Source organism: Alteromonas sp. P256, assembly GCF_036864455.1.
In the GTDB taxonomy this organism is placed as follows: domain Bacteria; phylum Pseudomonadota; class Gammaproteobacteria; order Enterobacterales; family Alteromonadaceae; genus Alteromonas.
In genome coordinates this window covers 1-21274 of record NZ_JAZETM010000011.1, presented here as the reverse complement: position 1 = coordinate 21274, position 21274 = coordinate 1, and the positions used below count along the sequence as shown (strand labels likewise).

Sequence of the window (21274 nt, the reverse complement as noted above, 5' to 3'; positions counted from 1 at the left end):
TCAGGTTAATCGGTTGTTGTTTTTTTACATTTTCCTAACGCTTAACTTTTTTACATTGTTGCTACTGATTCAACGTTACTATCAACGACAACCAAAAGCATCAAAGCCAAGCCCATAGGAGGTTGAATATCACTTTAGACCTGCATGAAATATTTAAAAATGAGACCATGGTCGTAGGTAGACGAAGGTCTCAATCGGTATAATACGCATCGAGTTGTAAATTTTTAGTTAACGGGAAGGCTATGGTTTTTGGTTGGGTTACACTAGCATTACTTTATCTGTTTTTACTTTTTTCTCTGGCAAGCTGGGGCGAGAAGAACTCGCCAACGGCGCGAGCGCTTACCTCACACCCAGCGATATACTCGCTTGCATTGGCTATTTACTGTACTGCATGGACGTTCTTCGGCATGGTGGGACAGGCAAGTAGAGATACCTGGATTTATCTGCCTATTATGCTCGGCCCTATCTTGGTGTATGTGGTGGGTTATAAGTTTATTTACAAGCTTACTTTTGTAAGTAAAAAGCAGCACATCACGACTATTTCCGACTTTATTGCCTCTCGTTACGGAAAGCGTCAAACAGTAGCGTTAGTGGTTACACTTATCGCATTACTTGCCACCATTCCCTATATCGCGCTGCAACTAAAAGCGGTTGGCAACACGTTTCAGTTGCTTACTCAGCAACCTAAAAACGACATCATTATTATTGCGGCAACGGCTTTTATTGCAGCTTTCGCTATTTATTTTGGTACACGCCAAACGGATGTCACTGAATACAGAAGAGGGTTAATGCTAGCTATCGCCTTCGAGTCGTCGATAAAACTTCTCGCGTTAGTTGTTGTGGCGTTTGTTGGCTATAGCGCGTGGAAAACCACTCAGAACGGCCCCTTTTTTGAAAGCTTCTTAAACGAAGCGGCTTTGTCTACCTTTAGCTCATTTTCATTCATTGCCCAAACAATAATGGCAGCCGCCGCCATTGTGTGTTTGCCGCGACAATTTCACGTAGCCATTATCGATAATTTAAGTTTGTCTCATTTGCGCACCGCTCGCTGGCTCTTCCCAACTTATCTCATTGTTATTTCAGCAGTTATTCCTGTAATTGCTATTGCGGGCAAAGCCATATTTGCAGGCAGCAATATTGAACCGGATTCCTATGTACTATCGCTAGCCATGTTTTCAGAGTCTACACTACTGCAAGTCATCGTTTTTGTTGGCGGCTTGTCTGCTGCCACTGCGATGATTATTGTGGCAACGCTTACGCTCAGCACTATGCTAACAAACGACGTTATTCTGCCGCGCATACTGGCACTGACCGAAGACACAAGCAGAAAACGTGATATTTCACGCCGAATTAGACTAATACGGCGGGTGGTTATCGCCTTCATTTTGCTAATGGCCTTTTTATACCACCAGCAAATGACCAGCAGCCGCTCGTTGCACTCTATAGGTCTTATTGCTTTTTCATTAGTTATTCAATTACTACCGGCCATTGTAGGCGGCTTGTATTGGAAGCGAGCCCATGCCCATGGCGTATATGCCGGATTAATGATTGGCTTGGTTATTTGGGTTTTGTGGCTAGTGCTACCTATTGTGAGCGACCAAGTGTCAAGGCTTGAACAAAACGAACTGATTAGCCAAGGAGCTATGATTAGTTTAGCCGCCAATGCGTTTATGTACGTGCTTTTTTCTTGGTTTGCACCCCAGCGACTTATCGATCGCATTCAGGCTGAGGCTTTTGTGTCTCCCACGATGTCGGCTAGTAACACAGTAAAAACTCAAGCAACAAGCGTGAGGGTGTCAGACTTAACCACGCTACTGTCCACATTTATGGGTTCGGGCAGATGCTTACAGCTTGTTGATGAATACCAGACGCTTAATCACTGTCAGCTGAATGAGCAAGATACCCCCGATGAGTCATTCTTATCATTCTGTGAGCGAGCGCTAGGTGGTGTAATTGGGGCATCAAGTGCAAAAGTACTGCTAGATAGTGCATTGCGCGGCAAAAAGATGGACTTCACTGAGATCATCAACTTTTTTGATGACACTACTCAAGCCATGCAATTTAATATGACCGCGCTAATAACCTCGCTTGAAAATATGGACCAAGGGATAAGTGTTGTCGATAAGCATCTGCATTTAGTCGCGTGGAACAAGCGCTACTCAAACCTGTATCCTTTTCCTGACGACTTACTTGCTGTTGGCGTACCCATTGAACGTCTTATTCGTTATAACGCCACACAGGGAGAGTTTGGCACATATGATGTTGAAGCCGAGGTAGAGAAGCGCTTAGAGCATTTACGCTCAGGCATGCCCCATCGATTCACCCGTCAGCGAAAAGATGGGCGAGTGATAGAAATGGTGGGTAACCCATTACCTGGTGGCGGCTTTGTAACAAGTTTTAATGACATTACTGGCCACGTAGAAATTCAGCAGGCCCTTGAAGAGTCAAATATCGATCTTGAAGCCAGAATTAAAAAGCGTACTGAAGAAGTGCATTCCATTAATGCAGAGCTTCGCCTTGAAATTGAAAAACGCTCTGGCGCCGAAAAAGAGTTAATTCGAGCGAGAAAAGCTGCAGAAGATGCCAACGCAAGTAAAACGCGATTTTTAGCCCTCGCCAGCCATGATGTGTTGCAGCCACTCAATGCGGCTAAGCTTTATGTGAGTGCATTAGAAGAGCAAGACTTGCCAGAGCAAACGCATGCCATCATTCAAAAGCTTAGCCACAGTGTATCGTCGAGCGAAGCACTTATCGGTACATTGCTAGATATTGCGCGCCTTGACCAAGGCGAGATGAAGCCAGATTTCGAGTCGGTTGACGTGAGCAACCTACTTTCACCTCTTGTGGATGAGATGTCTATGCGAGCGAAAGAGAAAGGGCTGGCACTTAAGGCAATCATTCGCCCATGTTGGGTGCGAGCTGATAAAACTTATCTATATCGGATTTTACAAAATTTACTGTCAAACGCAGTAAAGTATACTGAAAAAGGCAGAGTGCTATTTGTTGTAAAGCCCATCGGCAACAGCGTTACATTTAACATTTTGGATACTGGGATTGGAATTTCCAACGATAAATTGGACAACATATTCGGCGACTTTTTCCGTGCCAATGAAAGCAAAGAGCACGGCCTTGGCTTGGGGCTTGGTGTCGTAAGGCGACTTAGTTTACAGCTTAACAGCGATATTAAAGTTTCATCTCGCTTAGGCAAGGGAAGCAGCTTTCAATTTACGCTGGAAAGAGCAGCCGCCAAGCATCCTTCTGCCCAAACTACAAAGCCCAAAAACACCACGTTCAGCGGTATGAAAGTATTGTGCGTAGACGACCAACGGGAAAACTTAGATGCATTAAGTACGTTGCTAGAAAAGTGGGGCGTTAGCGTAACGCTTGCCAATAATTGGGATGATGCAGTATCGCTTGCACTGTCTGTAAAGCCACAAATACTATTGATGGATTATCAGTTAAGTTATGAAGAAGATAAAAACGGCTTGGCACTTATCGAACTTATTCGAACAACGCTGAATGTGATTGTACCCGCGGCATTGATTACAGCAACCCCTGATGAAAACTTAGTGGTTCAATGCAAGGAGCAGGGAGTTAACTTTTTAGCTAAACCGCTCAAACCAGCAAAGCTGCGGGCTTTACTGCAAAGCATGACCCGCTATATTCGAGCAGCCAAAAATGTAGAGCGCGATTAGATACGTTGAGAAAATCTGCTATCGATCTTCATTTACTTGGTTTGAATCGTCTACGTGCTTAGGGGTAGGCGTGTCGGTTTTAGCCACCACTTTTCCTAGGCTGCTCCACTTTACTTTCGGATTTAGCATAACAGGGCGAGTAAGAATAAGGTTGTTTGGGTACATAATGGTTTCGCGCTCTGTTGTCACCAACCTCGTACTAAACGGACCAATATCAGCTATAAAGCCTTCAACAAAATTATCGCCATCGATAATGCGTAGGTAGTTGCCTCTGCGATAAGACACATTGGTGAGCAAAATAAAGTAGGCAGTAATATTGCTTATTAACGACCAGCTCGCGAATAAAGCCACACCGGTTACCGTAATAATGGACGTGGAAAGTACAAGTAGCCCTGAAAAGTCGATACCCCATGCAAGTAACAGTAAACACAAAGAAACCGTAGCCACCAGAACACGCGCAGCAAATAGCCCTTTTAATGCGCTATGAGATTTTAACTTTGACTTGGCAATATCATTTTCAATTTTTGGCAGTAACTTTCTAGACATAACCAAATAAACCAACAAAACCAAACTGCTAAATATGATGTTTGATTGGTACTCAGTTGCCCAGCGTAAAACTCCATTTAACAGCTCTATCATTACCCCGTCATTCTTCACAAAAATCCTCATACCAGTGTAAATATTCGTTAGTAAGCTCACGGCAAATATACCGCCATCTTCGACATGCTATCGTTATTGGGCTACTCTTTCATAAAATAAAAACAATCGCCACCATAAGAAAATTTCGTAAGACTCCTGTTACAGACTCAATTAGTATGCGCGCCTAAATAGCTTGCGCATTTACGTATCACATGTAACGGTGTGGTTAATTCGTGAGCAAACTCACATTATCGTTATCAAGGTTGATATATCAATGCGTATTGCAATACTCTCGAGAAACCCAAAACTTTACTCTACTTCACGCCTTGTTGAGGCAGGCAAAGCAAAAGGCCATGAAGTGGATGTTATTGATACTATGCATTGCTATATGGATATCACCAGTGCCCGCCCTTCGGTAAGATACAAAGGAAGAAAGCTTCCCTATTACGATGCGGTAATTCCCCGTATAGGCGCGTCAGTGAGTTTTTACGGCACATCGGTAGTTCGTCAGTTTGAAATGATGGGCACATACAGTGTTAATGAATCTGTTGCTATTAGCCGTTCTCGAGACAAGCTTCGCTCCTTACAGCTGCTCTCTCGAAAAGGCATTGGCATGCCGCGAACAGGCTTTGCTCATCACCCAGATAAAATAGACGACGTGATTAAAACCGTTGGTGGCGCTCCCGTGGTGATAAAATTACTGGAAGGCACCCAAGGCATTGGCGTAGTACTAGCAGATACACATAATGCGGCTGAATCTATTATCGAAGCCTTTATGGGGTTAAACGCCAGCATACTGGTGCAAGAATTCATCAAAGAGGCGGGTGGCAGTGACATTCGCTGCTTGGTAGTGGGCGGCAAAGTGGTAGCAGCGATGAAGCGTCAAGCGGCAGAAGGTGAGTTTCGTTCTAACTTACATCGCGGCGGTCAAGCTAGCTTAGTACGATTAAGCCCCGCAGAGCGCAAAACCGCAATAGATGCTGCGAAAACCATGGGACTCAACTGTTGTGGAGTAGACATTTTGCGCTCTAACAATGGCCCTGTGGTAATGGAAGTTAACTCATCCCCGGGCTTAGAAGGTATAGAGAAAGCGACCAACAAAGACGTTGCGGCGATGATCATTTCGTTCATTGAAAAAAGCGCTGAACCACATAAAACAAAGACACGTGGTAAAGGATAAGTAGGTCGTTAGGTGATGGTTAGGGTGTGTCGCCCTATTAGTAATTTAAGGCTGCAACGCCATCTGTGAAGGAAAACCTTAGTGGTAAATAATGTTTTGACAATTGGGGGACACGATATAGCCCCAGGCGAAACCAAAAAAATAGAACTTGAAATGCCACCGCTCTATACAGCGACGAATATGAGCATTCCCGTTTATGTAAAACGAGGCAAACGCCCTGGTCCAATTATGTTTGTTAGTGCAGCAATTCACGGCGACGAGCTTAACGGTATAGAAATTGTAGGTCGCTTAATTCGCTCAAAAGCCATTGAAAAACTGCGCGGCACACTTATCGCAGTACCGATGGTTAACGTTTACGGTGTACTGAATCAATCCCGCTATTTACCCGACAGACGAGACTTAAACCGCAGCTTTCCCGGAAGTAAAAAGGGCTCTTTAGCAGGCAGATTGGCGAACCTGTTTTTTAACGAGGTGGTGAGTAAGTGCGACGTAGGAATAGACCTTCACACCGGCGCTATTCATCGAAGTAACCTTCCGCAAATTCGGGCAAATTTAGACGATACGGACGTGCTGGAAATGGCAAAAGCATTTGGCGTACCGGTATTGCTGAATGCTGAAATTCGTGAAGGTTCATTGCGAGAGGCGGCTAGTACTAGTGGCGTAAAGATTCTGCTGTACGAGGCTGGTCAAGCACTTCGCTATGATGAATTTTCAATAAGAGCAGGTGTAAAAGGTATTATCAATACTATGCGACACCTTGGCATGCTGAATAAGAGTCGCAGCAAAGGCCACAGTATCAATCGTTTTATTGCACAGCAAAGCGGCTGGGTAAGGGCTTCAGAAAGCGGCTTTGTTACCCACTTGGCACAGCTTGGTGACCATGTTGAAAAGGGTGATAAATTAGCCGCCATTGCCGACCCATTTGGCAACTTTGTCGGCAATATTATTAGCCCGGCTGAGGGTATTGTTATTGGAAAACAAAACATACCGCTTACTCAAGAGGGTGAAGCTATATACCACATTGCCTATTTTTCTAAGCCAACCGAGGTAGCCGAGCATGTTGAGCTTTATCAGGACAACTTGCTGCCTAGCGAAGAACCTCTTATTGAGTAACAATGATGAATAATAAAAAGCTTATTGGTGTTGTAGAATTATGTGACCTTCCCCAGCTAGCCATTACAGAACTTAATGTGAGGGTAGACACTGGGGCGGCGACGTCGTCTTTGCATGTGGATAATATTGAAGAGCTAACCAAAGGCGATGAGCTATGGATTAGCTTTGATATCCACCCTGATATTTATAATGTAGATACGGTGGTGAGACGTGAAGCGAAAGTTTTTGGCAAAAAAAAGGTGAAAAGTTCTACCGCTACCCGTGAAAAGCGTTATGTTATACTCACTGATATTATTATGGACGGTCTTCAGTGGAATATACAGCTAACGCTAACAGACCGTTCGGAAATGACATATTCAATGTTACTAGGCCGAGAGGGAATGGCTGGGCATTTCATTGTAGACCCTGAATATGATTTCCTTCTCACTGGAAAAGACTAGAGCGCACTCCCCTTTTGCCTAGCAGTTACTGTATAGCAAAGGTCAGCGCGCTGTTATCAAAGGAAAGATCGCAATGGACATGTGTCAGCCAGGTAAGGCTTTACTTTTTTCATCTCTACAAGCACGTATGGTTTGCGTGCTTTTTGCCGTTAGCTTTTTTATTTTCACTCCAAACGCTTATGCCAATCAAACAAACGACACTGCTAGCGCTGCCCACACCATAATAAGACTACCTAATGTTCACCCAGGCCGGGATGCAGTTTACGCCCACGCGAAACGGTTACTCACTGAAGCACTTCTTATAACGCAAGCGGACTACGGCACTTTCGAATTCATAGTGAGTACTCAAGAAAGCCCTCAGCGCCGACAGCTCAGAAGTTTAGAGCACGACCTTTTAGATATTACGTGGAGCGTTACCTCATCAGACAGAGAAGCCTACTTTTTGCCCATCCGCATTCCTATTATGGCTGGACTCTTTGGCAAGCGCGTCCTGTTAGTTAACGCTGAAGACACCCGCTTCTCTAAGGATATGGATATTACAGATCTTAAGGAGTTCAGAGCGGTGCTTGGCTATGACTGGCCCGATACCGTTATTTTTAGAAAAGCGGGTATTCGGGTAATTGAAACCACTTATCGCGCGTCATTTAAAATGGTGTCAGAGGGATTTGCTGATATGTTCCCTCGAAGCGTGATGGAAGTGTTAGAGGAAATGGAGCACAAAGACTTTAGTAAGGGGCTTGTTGTTGAGGACAATATCGTTATTTCATACCCTAGTCCGATTTTTTTCTTTGTGGGTAGTAATAATCAGCAGCTTGCCACACGAATAACCGAAGGCTTATTACAGCTGTTAAAAAACCATCGATTCCAACAGTTGTTAAAAGAGCATAAGGGCTATCAACAAAGCCTTGCACTTGTAAAGGGGCGAACCGTTATAAGTATCGACAATCCGCTTTTAAGTAAAGAGAGTCAAAAAGCGATTGAAAATTTTCTTCCGCTTTTAGCCCCCGCTGAATTGTTGTTCGATAGCTCGGCTTCAGATGGCGCTATTATGGATGCTAGTGATGCAGAGGACGCTGTTGAAAGCACGGCCATTAAAAGCTCTAATTGAGAACACGGAGGTTAATAACTCGACTACGTAAAGCTCAGCTGGAAAGAGCTAGGTGATAAAAGAGCGAAGTTAAACCTCCTTGGTTTAATTCGCCACATCGTAGCGCTATTGACGTGAGGGCGGCTCTAATTCTAGCTGCGACGCAATCAGCACCGCTTGTGTGCGATTATTGATGCCAAGCTTTTTGAATAAGGCCGTAACGTGGGCTTTTACCGTCGCTTCAGCAATGTCTAAGTTATAGCCAATCTGCTTATTTAACAGACCATCTCGCATATAACACAGCACTTTGTACTGAGAGGGTGTCAGTGAAGCAACCTTATCCGCGAGCTCTGAGAATGCCTCGTCAACTTCATCGACGCTTTCACTGAGTCCTTCAGGCAACCAAATATCGCCATCGAGAATGGCTTCAACAGCACTACCTATGTCTTGTGCACTGGCGGTCTTGGGTATAAAGCCAGATGCTCCAACACCAATAATTTTAGATATTAACACAGTGTCTTCGGTGCCCGATACCACAGCAACAGGAATGTCTGGGTACAGTTTGCGGATATGAAGAAGCCCGAACAGATCGTTACTGCCGGGCATATGTAAATCGAGAAGAAGCAGGTCGACATCCTCTTTATTAAGCATATCAACCGTAGACATTAAATCCCCTGCCTCTTTGAGGGTCAAGGACGGCAGCGACAACGATAAAGCGCCTCTTAATGCATCGCGATACAGCGGGTGATCATCTGCAATCAAAAGCGTTATCATTGTCGATTTCCTTAATTATTTATTGAGTCGTTCCTCTATGAGTGTATCAACAACGGATGGATCCGCCAACGTTGATGTATCACCTAATTGCTCATGCTCGTTTGCTGCGATTTTACGCAGTATGCGTCGCATAATTTTACCAGAACGTGTTTTAGGTAGCCCAGTCGACCACTGAATAATATCTGGCGTAGCTATAGGGCTCAACTCTTGACGCACCCAGGTTTTCAACTCTTTAGTAAGAGCGTCATTCACCTCCACGCCTTCAATAGGGCTTACATAAACATAAATCCCTTGGCCCTTGATATCGTGTGGATAGCCGACAACAGCGGCCTCTGCCACTTTGCTGTGTGCCACAAGTGCACTTTCAATTTCTGCAGTACCTAAACGGTGACCTGAAACATTTAAAACGTCGTCTACGCGACCTGTTATCCAATAGTAGCCATCTTCATCGCGACGCGCGCCATCACCGGTAAAGTACACGCCTTCATACGCACTAAAATAAGTATTAATAAAGCGTTTATGGTCGCCATAGACGGTTCGCGCTTGACTTGGCCAGCTGTCTTTTATAACAAGGTTACCTTCGGCGGCACCATCAAGTTCATTACCATCAGCATCAAATAACGCTGGCGCTACGCCAAAGAAAGGGCGAGTTGCCGAGCCGGGCTTCAGCGCTGTCGCACCCGGTAACGGCAAAATCATATGACCACCGGTTTCCGTTTGCCACCAGGTATCGATAATTGGGCAACGTTCTTGACCTATTACTCTGTGGTACCACTCCCATGCCTCAGGATTAATCGGTTCACCTACAGTCCCTAATAAACGAAGAGATGATAGGTCACAGCCCTCTGCGGGCGTATCGCCGTGAGCCATAAGCGCGCGGATCGCTGTAGGGGCAGTATACAAGCTGGTTACTTTATATTTTTCAACTACTTGTGCAATACGCTTTACGTCAGGATACGTGGGCACACCCTCAAAGAATACCTGTGAAGCAGCGTTAACCATAGGCCCATAAACCATATAGCTATGTCCAGTCACCCAGCCAACATCTGCTGTGCACCAGTAAATATCATCGTCTTTGTAATCAAAGGCATATTTAAACGTCATGGCTGAATACAATAAATAGCCGCCCGTAGTATGCACAACACCTTTCGGTGTACCAGTAGAACCTGATGTATAGAGGATAAAAAGTGGGTCCTCAGCGTTCATGACCTCTGGTTCACATTGAGCAGAGCAATTGTCAATTGCATCTTGCCACCAAACGTCGTGCTTGCTGTTCCAATTTATATCGCCACCAGTCAGCTTGTGTACGATTACATGAGTAATAGAAGGACAAGCATTGTCTGCCAACGCCTTATCAACGTTTGCTTTAAGAGGAACACTTCGCCCTGCCCTACGCCCTTCATCTGCGGTAATAACCACTTTAGCTGCGCTGTCGTTAATGCGATCAGCAATGGCATTTGGCGAGAAGCCACCAAAAATAACAGAATGTACTGCACCTATGCGGGCACAGGCCAACATTGCATAAGCGGCTTCTGGTATCATAGGCATGTAAATCGCCACGCGATCGCCTTTTTCTACGCCCATTTCTTTGAGTGCATTTGCTAACTTACATACCTCGTAATGCACCTGTTGGTAGGTAATATCTAAACTGTCTTGTGGAGAGTCACCTTCCCAGTGAAAGGCAACCTTAGTGGCGTTTTTCTCTAAATGTCTGTCGATACAGTTATAACTTGCGTTTAACGCGCCATCTTCAAACCACTTTATCGATACGTCGTTTTTATTAAAAACCGTATTTTTAATTTTTGTTGGCGTTTCGTACCACTCCAATAATGCAGCATGCTCTGCCCAGAATGACTCAGGGTCGTCTATCGACTTCTTGTACATTTCGTCGTATTGGGACGCAGTGAGATGTGTAGATTGAAGAATATTTTCTGGTACGGGATAAGTCTTGCTGGCAGTCATAGATTGCCTCCGATTTAATAATGTTAAATTCTCGAGTGATTAGTTATTACTCTAGTCATTAATCAATAAAGCAAAATGAGACATTGGTCTTAATGACTTTTTGATTGAAATAATTTTTGCTCAAAGTCGATTTATAGACGCCTTATTATTTTTTTATTCGGTCAAATTATTTATGGCAATTACTAAAAAGTGCTTAAACGACGTGCACACTTGTTATTTCAGTGAAGAAATAACAAGTGTGCACTTTAAACGATACGGCTTAATCTCTAGAACTTAAAGACTACACCCGCGCGGCCAACATTTGCCGAGAAGTCCTCAAAATCGCTTCCGTATTCGGTGTTAAAGTTAGTCAATTGAACGAACGCGGTAAAGCTATCCGTTATCTTATGTCCGTAATTGATATAAGCGGTGGTGTTTTCATTTAAATCAGTAAGTGATAAGCGAGCACGGTCACCCGAGTCGACAGAAGCACTGGCATAACCCACTTTAATCGTAGAGTCTGCGTTGAGTTTCCAAGTCACATAAGTAAAGAAGCCACTTTCGCTAAAGCTTTCTCTTACTTCGCCCGCAGCATTTAAACCTGAGGCCGGAGCAACACCTAGGGCATTCTGGTTGTTTAAGGCCTCACCAGTATAATATTCGGCGTTTAGGCTAACTGATCCAAAATTCAGTGTTGTATACATTTTAAGCAAGGTCGCATCTTGGTTTTCACCAGCGGTAAAATTAGCTTCATCCTCATAATTTAATTCAGCAAAATGACCAGCGGCACCAATTTTATGACCAGAGAAACTATAATTTACGTCAACCGCAAAACCAGGCATGCTGCCAAGCTCATTCGCATTAATACCACCTGCGGTAGCGTTTCTTCCCTTACCCGTTAAAGCGCCGGTTACCATTAGCCCATCATTTTTATATGTCGCACCCACTTCCACGGCCAAAAACCCAGAATTACCGGCTCGATACGCATTACCAATCCAGTTATAGCTGCCGCTTGATTTGATACCTGCGGCAGTGCTCCACTTTTGACCACCGAAGAACGTCCAATTTTCATCCATATCGTAATAGATAGTAGCCAAGCGAAGCCGTGGCTCCTGAGCCTGAATGGCTGTTTGGTTAGTAAAGCCATCTTCACCATCAATAAAATCAAATTCCAATACCGTTCTTACTTTTTCATGGCTCATGTTTAGTGAAAAGCGAGACTGTGCCGCTTGAAACGACGTGGCATCAGAACTAAGAAACGTCGTCTGTTGCTCTGTTGCTGGCGCACCGCCAAATATATCGGTTCTTAACGCATGCGTTGGGGCTACTTGGCTATAAGCACTGCCATAACTAGCAACGCCTTGATCAGACGTTACCATTTCGGGTTTGATCATACCTTTAAAACTGAATTCAAAAGCTAGAGCAGGTGAAGATATCAAAACAAGTGCGCACGATGCAGCTACACGATTAAGCATGTGGTTCTCCAAAATTATTTGTAGTGTTTAACTTTAATTCTTATCTCAGTGCCCCTGCGAACGCGTGTAAGCGCAGGGAGTATGTAATTTAGTGTGACCATGCAACGGATTAACTTACGGTTAACATAAAATCAACAAACCAATTGTGGGTTAAAAATAAGCAAAATACTCTATAAATCATAGTTGTTGCGACCAAAGTCTTATTATTTCTAGTAGGTTGAATTAGCGCTAAGTCATCACATAAATAAGTTAAAGTACTGTTTAATTTAAGAACTTCAAACAAAGCATTACAGATTTCAACGTCTGAATGGCTAAAGCTGTAAGCATAGGTAAAAAAGAGAAAATCACCGATCTTATTGCCGACCTTTTAAAATGATAGGGGGCAGTGGGAGTTAAAAAATAGGACAAGCGCTGAATTGAAAAGCAGTAGTTCAACTTAGAAAAGCGTGGGGAGTGTGCGTCAATACGTTAGAAAAATGAATTAGCGCACCTTGCCTTAAGGCGCGCAGACCGAAGTTAAATGGGTAGATTTAAAATCCCATGGGATACGCTTTAAACACGTTATTTATATCGTTACGTGTGTTATCGCTTAGCGTAATATCAAACGCTGCGATATTTTCAGAAAGCTGTTTGAGCGTAGTTGCACCGATAATAGTAGATGTAACACCCGGTACTTGCTGACACCATGCTAGAGCAAGTTGCGACGGTGTAATGCCTGCGTCCTTTGCAATATTAACGTACTGCTCGGTAGCTAATTGCGCTGCAGGTTGGTCTCTGAACAACCCCATTCGCTGTGCCAATGTCCAGCGCGAACCTTCAGGACGTGCACCATTGTGATATTTACCGCTGAGCATTCCCGTAGCTAGCGGCGACCAAGGCAGATAAGCAATGTTTTCACACTGGCACATTTCAATAAGATAAGGCCAATCTTTTGCGTGTAATAAACTAAACTCGTTTTGAATAGACACGGGTAACGGCACATTTTCTTGTTCACACAATCGTAAAAATGTGTGAATCCCCCAAGGAGTATCATCAGATAGTCCCCAATGGCGAATTTTGCCCGCATCAAGGGCCGCTTTTATACCTTTGAGAATATTGCGCATGCCGCTGATTTCTCTGTCGCGGTCGATGGCTGTTGGGTCTGTACTGTCAGGCCAGTGCTTGCCAAAGTGAGGGGTTACTCTATTTGGCCAGTGAAGCTGGTACACATCAATGTAATCGGTGTGTAAACGCGCGAGTGATTCATTAAGAGCAGTAGTAAGCGAAGAAGCCGTTATTGGCCCACCCTCTCGGATATACTTCAAGCCTGCACCTGCTACCTTGGTCATCACCACAATGTCATTGCGCGCGTCTTGATTGCGAGAAATCCAGTTGCCGATAATACGCTCCGTATCACCGTATGTTTGCTTATTAGGCGGTACCGGGTACATTTCTGCTGTATCGATAAAATTAATACCCGCGTCTAGGGCCATGGCCATTTGAGCATCCGCATCTTGTTGCGTATTTTGGATGCCCCAAGTCATAGTACCTAAACATATATCGGAAACTTTTAAGCCACTTGAGCCCAAAATATTAAATTTCATTCTACTTTTACCTCTAAAATGTTCTTTTGAACTATGCCTTTGAGTCGTTAAGCACTCATACTTTGTGAATCGCTCTTTTTCACTGATTGTTTTGCTAGCCTGCTACTCGCGATTAGAATGGCCGCGATTAGAATGACTGTCTTAGTAGAGATTATGATGCCAGAGATTACGATGCCTGTCTCATTATCGTGCATTATCCCAGAGCCAATGTGATGTTCTGCCTAACGCTCTATAACGCTCTATGACTGTCACTTTAATTACTCTCTATGACTGTCACTTTAATTACCTGTCTCGATAATACCTTCTTTGACTGTCACGTTAACGGCTCGCATTAAGAATAATTGCAGTGCCTGTCTCGATAATAATGTTCGAATTCGACCTCATTATTCAATCATCTAGAAAGCGAATTCAGTAAGCTGACTTTAATTCTGTAAACCCACTTGGCATAAAATCTAGTTTGAATGATTGCTTTGAGCGGCTAGAAAACCGTGCAACGTCAGCAAGAGCTCGCTGAGATATCGCTTAGCTCTGGAATACGCTCACGATCAAACGCAGCTAGCTTATCAATAAGGTGAGAGTCTTCCAGTAAAGCTGGCCCTATGGACCCGCTGTTTGTGAGTTCTGGTTATCACCTACTGAAGCGCCATTTTGATGAGTAAGCGTACCTGTACTAACGCCAAGTGCAAGCATACTAGCTGTAACGCCGCCTAAGATAAATTTAGATAAAGTAGATTATAATGTGGTACTCAAAGCTGAACTCCTACATGAATGTTAATGCGGGACTGGGTATTTTTAACTTCAACGCAAACTCGGTCGCCGTAATAGTTGTCAGCATAGTTGCATCGCATTTGAACAGTCTGGTCCGTAGTGAAGGAATCACGGTGACCGTTCGGCGTTGATAGTTTTTTTAGTAATGTGTTCATTTGATTCTCCTTGTTAAGTTAGGAGCATTATCATTAATTTAAAAAAACTATTAAAACCACAAAAACTGATTCACAGTATTAATTTAATAGATTGTAAAGATGCTTGCTAATCTAGTAAAAAAATACAATGGAAGCAGATGCAATGAGCACTAAGGAAAGAAAGAGAGGATTAGGAAAAATAGCGGATGAAGAGAAAGTAAAATGCCGTCTTTCCTACTACTTATTAACTACTACTTATTAACTACTACCCATTAACTGCTATCCATTAACTGCTAAGCCAAGGGCCAGTGATAGCCAACGTTTTAGTAGGCGAGTAAACATTGACAAAAAGCGTGCTGCCGTCAGGAGAAAAACAGGCTCCAGCAAGTTCGGTTTGTGCATGCAATTTAGCAAAGTTATACACCTCACCCTCTGGTGTTACTCCACGAAGATGGTTATCAACTATATCGGTGTATTGGTCTTCGCATACTAATAAATGCCCGTTTGGACACACCGTTAGATTATCACCAAAGTTGTACAGGCTTTTATCTTCACTTTGCAAGAACAGTTGAAGTTTATCAGCACTGCCACCAACTGATGGAACCAAACGCATTACTTGCCCCAACTGTTTTTCTCCACCGTTGGTGCAGCAAAAATATAACTCTTCATCCCCCCAGTGCATACCTTCCCCACGCGCAAACAAGGCAGCACCTTTTTTGTAGGCTTGTATACGAAGATCGTCCTCTGGGCTTTCTGGATTATCTAAATCTACCCACTCAATATCAAACCACTGCCCTGTTTCCATAGAAGGATTATTCCAATTTCGTGAATCGAACTGAGGCTTGTCGACCACTCTAAGGGCTTGCAACTTGCCGCCACCTGCCAATTTAGCAGGCGTATTCGGTACAAACCGATATAGCACGCTATCGCCTCGGTCTTCAGTGAGATACACCATTCCTGTGCGAGGGTCTACACTTGCGGCTTCATGGTTAAATCGCCCCATGGCTTTAAGAGGCTTGGGTTGCGTCATCGATGTGGCAGAGGCAGGAACCTCAAAAATATAGCCATGATCTTTGCTTACCACGCCGTTTGGTTTATCTACCGACTCTTCGCAGGTAAGCCATGTTCCCCATGGGGTAATACCGCCTGAGCAGTTGCGCACAGTGCCGCTTAAACTTATAAATTCCCGCTCAACCTTGTGAGTTGAAAGATTATAGACAAGGGTGCTTGTGCCTCCAGGCAGTGCAGTACCCTCAAACGCACTCCCCTTGCTATAGGAGTCGTAAAATAAAGCTGGCGAATGCTGTTGAATAGACTGAGGCTGCTTTTCAATATGTGTGGGATGTAGCTCGTGATTGCGAATTAGCGCAACACGTTGCTCATCAAGGCCAAAACAGCCCATACCGTCGGCTCTATCGGGCACGTGCAGGCCATCTGACATAGCATCGCCAAATTGAGATATTACTCGGTAGGCAAAGCCTTCTGGCAAATCTAGTAGTGAGTTTTTGTCTTTTACAAGGTTACCGTAGCCCCTTGCAATGGGCATTGCAGAAGCTACTGCCTTACTCAGTTGGCTTTTACCAAATGCACTTGACGCAAGACCGCCAAAAGCGAGTGAGCCCAACATAAACTGTCGCCGTGTAATCATACTAAATGCCCCAAAGGTGCTCGTGATAAAAAGGTAGAAAGGTAGAAAGGTAGCATTAAACAAGCAAGACCTAAGTGCGCAGATGTACATAAATCATCGCCACCTATTGTGATAGTATAACAATAGATGGCAAAAACAATCATTATTGACGTCGTATATTTTTACTTTAGCTTAGTACTGGTATTGGTGCTCAAATTGTTGATCAGATTAGTATTGTGCCAGTGCTCTACAGGCATAGGCTTTGAAAAATAATAACCCTGAAAGCGATTGCACCCTTTGCTGATTAAGTATTCAACTTGCTCCAAGGTTTCTACGCCCTCAGCAATGGATGTCACATTAAGGGCTCTTGCCATATCAATAATTGCATCAACTATAGGCGAGCCATTGTGATTGCTGTAGGTGCTGACATCATCTATGAATATTTTGTCTATCTTTAACTCGCTAATTGGAAGCTCTTTTAGATAGGCCAGACTGGAATAGCCAGTTCCAAAGTCATCGATTGAAAAGCGGAAGCCGCATTTTGCTAGCTGATCCATCGTATTTTTAACAATATCTATATCTATCACTAACGCCGTTTCAGTAAGCTCTAACATAACCATTTGAGCAGGAATGCCATAATAATTAACTCTTGCTAGCAAAGAAGAGGCAAAGTCTGGCTGTACAATTTGTTTGGCACTTATATTGATGGCAACACACAAGTCTAAACCTCGCGCTATAAACTGCTTTAGGGTTTTAAGTGTTTCATCGATAACCCAATTCCCAATGTCGCAGATAATATGACTTTCTTCCGCAATAGGTATGAAGTCGCCAGGGCTCACTGTCCCCAGCTCATTAGAATGCCAGCGGACTAAGACTTCAAACGACGTGGTAACTCCTTGATGATTCACCTGGGGTTGCAACGATAGAGATAACTCCTGTTTATCTAAGGCTTGGCGTAAATGAGATTTGATAGCGAGGTAGCGATCGAACTCTTGCATGCCATCATCGGAAATGTGGCAAAGTCCGAAAGGCGCTGATTTCTTAGCCTGCTTAACCGCGTTTTCTAGTACATTGACCACGCGCTCATAATTTTGCTTATTGGCTTCAAATACCGCGCTGCCAAGGGATGCACTTAGTGACCAGTTGCCATCTTCGGTATCTATGTCGTAGTGCCGAGGATTAATAAGCGCGTTCTCAATTAAGCTGGTATCAAAGCGGTAAATGTCAGCTTTTTTATAGGTCTTTTTAGACATGATAATAAAGCTGTCGCCTGCAAACTTATAAATATGGTATTCATGGCCTATTATAAACGATAAATTTTCAGCAATGGCTTGAAGCGCATTATTTGCATTTGAATAGCCAAGGCGCGTATTTATTTGCGCCATATTGTCCATATCAAGCAATAAAATGTGCATATATTCTTCATGTACAGCGGCCCGCAAGATTAAGTCTTTGCACTCTTTTTGAAACCACTGTCTGTTGCGTAAATGGGTGACACTATCGGTATAGGCTAGGTTATAAATCGTATCCTGCGCCGCAATACGCTCACTAATATCGCGCACTACACCGATATATATTTTTTTTCCTACATCCGTACTTTCAGACAGCGATAGCTCCATTTGAAATACCGAACCGTCCTTGCGCTTTGCCGGGAGCTGCCGACCAGTACCAATGATTTGCGCGTTTCCGCTGCGCTCATAATTCGCCATATAACTAGCGTGATTTGATGCATAAGGCTCGGGCATTAACATCTCAACCGACTTCCCAATAAGCTCACCATCATCATAGCCAAATATTTTAAGCGTGATGTCGTTACAATTAAGGATTATGCCTTTTGCATCTATGCTTATTACCGCATCGTTTATGTTATCGAGAATATTCTGTATTCGGCTTGCCCGCTCTTCGCTTAGTAATACAGTGCTTTTGTAATTTGTGATGTCTTCGAATGCACCGAAATAACGACGTATATTTCCCTCGTCGTCTAACTCATACTTGCCAGAGGTGCGGACCCACTTGCTATCGTTATGTGCCGATATAATTTGCACTTCAATATCGTATGGCGTGTTGTGTGCTAACAACTCATGGAACGCCGACTGAACGACAGCTTTAGACTCTGGCTTATAAAATGTTAACGCTTGCTCAACATCGATGGGGACTTTCATGGCCACACCGTGTATTGCGTAGGTCTCTTTAGACCAGAAAAGCTTTTTATCCTGTGGGTAGTATTCCCATGCTCCAGTTTTTGAAAGACTGCTAACCTCATCAAGTAGAGATAAATTATTGATTGTTCGGGTTTCTAAAAAGTATTTTTGTAGGCGCGTAGCAATTAGCTTCGCGCTTGCATGAAATCCAGCTTTATCGCGTTCGATGTCGGGTTGAGGTGAATTGAAAATAGCAACCAAAATTCCGACATTGCGCCCAAGCTCATTGAAAAGCCCAGCGCCAAGGTAAGCCTCAGCACCTATTTGGGAAAGAGAGGCGTCGTGTGGGAATAGAGAGCAAACCGCATTTGGATATGCACAAATACCGGTTTGCAAAACCTGCTCACAAGGTGAGCCCTGCAAGGGATACTCAAACAGCTCGCTGACTTCAGACTGCTGTTGAATGCCAATAAGCACTGAAACACAGTCTTTGTCTCGGACACCAAGCAGTAAATAATCTGCTTTCAACGATGCGTTGTATCCAACAAGCTCATCGAAGAATTCTTGCCTGTATTTGCGAACGAGGCCGCGAAACTCAGCCTCTTCGTAAACCGTATTATGTGAAAACATAGCCCTCAATTACTCAACATAAACCCATTAACCGCATCTATGTTGGTAGCGTTGATGAATGGAAAGACATAAAAGAACGTTAAAAACGATGCCTTAGTCTTTAGTAGTATAATAGTAGAGTCTGCATCACAGTCAATTGATTAATAGTGACTGATTAATAATGACAGGCATCAAAAAATACTAATACAAACAATAACTAAGTGAATTCTAATATAATGAATAGGCAGTGTTTGAGCTTACTACTTATTGAGACAGGCACCTTACCTGGGATATTTATTGAGACAGATATTTATTAAGGTGCTTATGAAGACTGTTTATGAAGACAGGAATCACAAGTCACTTTTCGAGACAGGCATTTTTCAAACATTCAGATAAACAAAACTGTACCTCAATACACTTTCTTTAGCCTAGTTAGCTATACACACTAGTAATTAAATAACCCAGAGCTAGAAAACTTGATGCCAAAAGCCAGAAAATCACAAATTAGTTTATCAGACACGCCCTATTATCACTGCGTATCTAGATGTGTTCGCCGAGCGTTTTTGTGCGGTTCTGAGCAAGGAAAAAGCTTCGAACATCGCCGTCAATGGGTTGAAGATCGAATTCATGTCCTGAGTGAAGTATTTACCATTGATGTTTGTGCTTATGCGGTAATGAGCAATCACACCCACCTTGTGCTGCATATTTGCAGGGAAAAGGCACAGGCGCTCACTACAGATGAAGTAATTCAACGGTGGCACATTCTGTACAAAGGAACTTTATTAACACAGAAATATGCTTTACAAGAGACAAGAAAAGACCTTAGTGATGCTCAAATAGAGTCCGTGGAAAGCACAGCGGAGACTTGGCGAACGCGCTTACACGACATTAGTTGGTTTATGAGAGCCTTGAATGAATATATCGCCAGAGCCGCAAATAAAGAGGATGAGTGCACCGGACACTTTTGGGAGGGACGGTTTAAGTCACAAGCACTATTAGATGATGGCGCTCTCGCAGCCTGTATGGCATACGTTGACCTAAATCCAGTTCGCGCGAAGTTAGCCGTTTCACCTGAGGCCTCTCGGCATACTAGTATCCAGTATCGTATTCATGCTGCCAAAGCAGGCAAGATACCTAAACACCTCATGCCGCTAAAAGGCAGCTCTCAGCAGAATATTGAAAATAGTCTACCTTTCAGCCTCGTCGACTATATTCAGTTGGTCGACGTCACTAGCCGTAACATCTCTCCTAATAAGCGAGACAAAATCACCAACCAAGTACCTAATATTCTAGACCGGCTTAATATAAGTAATGAAAAGTGGTTGATATTAACCACACGATTTGAAGTTTGCTTTAAACAAGCGGCAGGCCAGGTGATTAAACTTGAGCAATATGCTCATAACCGAAAGCAGTTAAGAGTTTTTGGGAAGCACAATGCTATGCGCTTATTTGGATAGGTGAATATCTCAATAAACAACATAATGCTAATAGGGTTGGACTTTAACAGAGTAGTAACTGCAGGACAGAGCTCTCGTCATTACACAAAATCATACTGATTCAATTTACATCAATCACTGTTTGGCCAACAAAACACATCCCCATCGTAACTAAATCTATACATAGCGTTCGATATTTGGCGCTTTATTATTATAATTTTTTATGCCTGTCTTTTTAGTGTCTATGCGTATCTACTGTGACTCTCTTAATAATGATGCTTTACGACTGTTTTTTGTGCTTGTCTTGATAATGGCTGGTTTGTTGTGACTGTCTAATTGGTAGCATTGCTTGCTATGCGTACATGTTATGCCTGTCTCGATAGTAGCTGGTTGTAATAGCGGGAATGGCTAAATTAGAGAAATTAACGTGCCTGTCTCAATAGTAGATTTTTCGGAGGTATAAAAAATGACAGTTTAAAGTGACTGTCTCCTTAGTAAATCGTCTCCTTAGTAAATCGTAGGTATAAAAAAAGCGCACCTAAGTGCGCTTTTTTGTGCAGTGTTTGCAGAGTCTAGATTAGTCTAGGATCTTCGCAACAACACCAGCACCTACTGTACGACCACCTTCACGA

14 protein-coding genes and 1 pseudogene are annotated in these 21274 nt (G+C 43.4%); 6 read left to right on the top strand and 9 right to left on the bottom strand.

The window, feature by feature from the left end; all coding sequences use genetic code 11:
• The first annotated feature begins 242 nt into the window (after positions 1–242).
• Positions 243–3695 (top strand): PAS domain-containing hybrid sensor histidine kinase/response regulator, encoded by a 3453-nt coding sequence (locus V7R39_RS15035; RefSeq protein WP_334031693.1) that lies wholly within the window; start codon positions 243–245, stop codon positions 3693–3695.
• Positions 3696–3713: 18 nt separating this feature from the next.
• Here V7R39_RS15035 and V7R39_RS15030 read toward each other — a convergent pair whose 3' ends face one another.
• Positions 3714–4334, bottom strand: coding sequence for a mechanosensitive ion channel domain-containing protein (locus V7R39_RS15030; protein ID WP_334031809.1), 621 nt, complete (start codon positions 4332–4334; stop codon positions 3714–3716).
• A gap of 274 nt (positions 4335–4608) precedes the next feature.
• On the opposite strand from V7R39_RS15030, the gene rimK reads away from it, so the two are divergent.
• From rimK to V7R39_RS15010, 4 genes are all read left to right on the top strand, one after another.
• The gene (rimK, locus tag V7R39_RS15025) at positions 4609–5514 is read left to right on the top strand and encodes a 30S ribosomal protein S6--L-glutamate ligase (RefSeq protein ID WP_163107308.1); all 906 of its coding nucleotides are present in this window, start codon (positions 4609–4611) and stop codon (positions 5512–5514) included.
• Between the two features lie 81 nt (positions 5515–5595).
• On the top strand, positions 5596–6627 hold the full coding sequence (locus V7R39_RS15020) for a succinylglutamate desuccinylase/aspartoacylase family protein (protein WP_334031688.1): 1032 nt from the start codon (positions 5596–5598) through the stop codon (positions 6625–6627).
• A gap of 5 nt (positions 6628–6632) precedes the next feature.
• Positions 6633–7067, top strand: a complete 435-nt coding sequence (locus tag V7R39_RS15015; RefSeq protein ID WP_334031808.1) for an ATP-dependent zinc protease family protein — start codon at positions 6633–6635, stop codon at positions 7065–7067.
• A 73-nt stretch (positions 7068–7140) separates the two neighbouring features.
• The gene (locus V7R39_RS15010; RefSeq protein WP_334031686.1) at positions 7141–8175 is read left to right on the top strand and encodes an amino acid ABC transporter substrate-binding protein; all 1035 of its coding nucleotides are present in this window, start codon (positions 7141–7143) and stop codon (positions 8173–8175) included.
• A 105-nt stretch (positions 8176–8280) separates the two neighbouring features.
• Here V7R39_RS15010 and V7R39_RS15005 read toward each other — a convergent pair whose 3' ends face one another.
• The 8 genes and pseudogenes from V7R39_RS15005 to V7R39_RS14970 all read right to left on the bottom strand — a co-directional run bounded on the left by V7R39_RS15005 (position 8281) and on the right by V7R39_RS14970 (position 19227).
• Positions 8281–8928: a response regulator transcription factor gene (locus V7R39_RS15005; RefSeq protein WP_334031684.1), complete on the bottom strand. Its 648-nt coding sequence runs from the start codon at positions 8926–8928 to the stop codon at positions 8281–8283.
• A gap of 15 nt (positions 8929–8943) precedes the next feature.
• Positions 8944–10890: an acetate--CoA ligase gene (gene acs / locus V7R39_RS15000; protein WP_334031681.1), complete on the bottom strand. Its 1947-nt coding sequence runs from the start codon at positions 10888–10890 to the stop codon at positions 8944–8946.
• 266 nt (positions 10891–11156) lie between these two features.
• Complete coding sequence (locus V7R39_RS14995; RefSeq protein ID WP_334031679.1) at positions 11157–12344, bottom strand: hypothetical protein; 1188 nt, start codon at positions 12342–12344, stop codon at positions 11157–11159.
• A 530-nt stretch (positions 12345–12874) separates the two neighbouring features.
• Positions 12875–13927: an aldo/keto reductase gene (locus V7R39_RS14990; protein ID WP_334031677.1), complete on the bottom strand. Its 1053-nt coding sequence runs from the start codon at positions 13925–13927 to the stop codon at positions 12875–12877.
• Between the two features lie 526 nt (positions 13928–14453).
• A pseudogene (locus V7R39_RS14985) lies at positions 14454–14617 on the bottom strand (catalase); the annotation flags it as partial.
• Positions 14618–14673: 56 nt separating this feature from the next.
• A complete protein-coding gene (locus V7R39_RS14980; RefSeq protein WP_334031675.1) occupies positions 14674–14850 on the bottom strand; it encodes a hypothetical protein in 177 nt (58 codons plus the stop codon).
• 265 nt (positions 14851–15115) lie between these two features.
• Positions 15116–16477 carry an alkaline phosphatase PhoX gene (locus V7R39_RS14975; protein ID WP_334031674.1) on the bottom strand — a complete coding sequence of 454 codons (1362 nt, stop codon included), beginning with the start codon at positions 16475–16477 and terminating at the stop codon, positions 15116–15118.
• Positions 16478–16638: 161 nt separating this feature from the next.
• Complete coding sequence (locus V7R39_RS14970) at positions 16639–19227, bottom strand: bifunctional diguanylate cyclase/phosphodiesterase (protein WP_334031673.1); 2589 nt, start codon at positions 19225–19227, stop codon at positions 16639–16641.
• 458 nt (positions 19228–19685) lie between these two features.
• Between V7R39_RS14970 and V7R39_RS14965 the strand changes: the two genes are divergently transcribed.
• Positions 19686–20663 (top strand): transposase, encoded by a 978-nt coding sequence (locus V7R39_RS14965; protein ID WP_334031671.1) that lies wholly within the window; start codon positions 19686–19688, stop codon positions 20661–20663.
• Positions 20664–21274 lie beyond the last annotated feature (611 nt).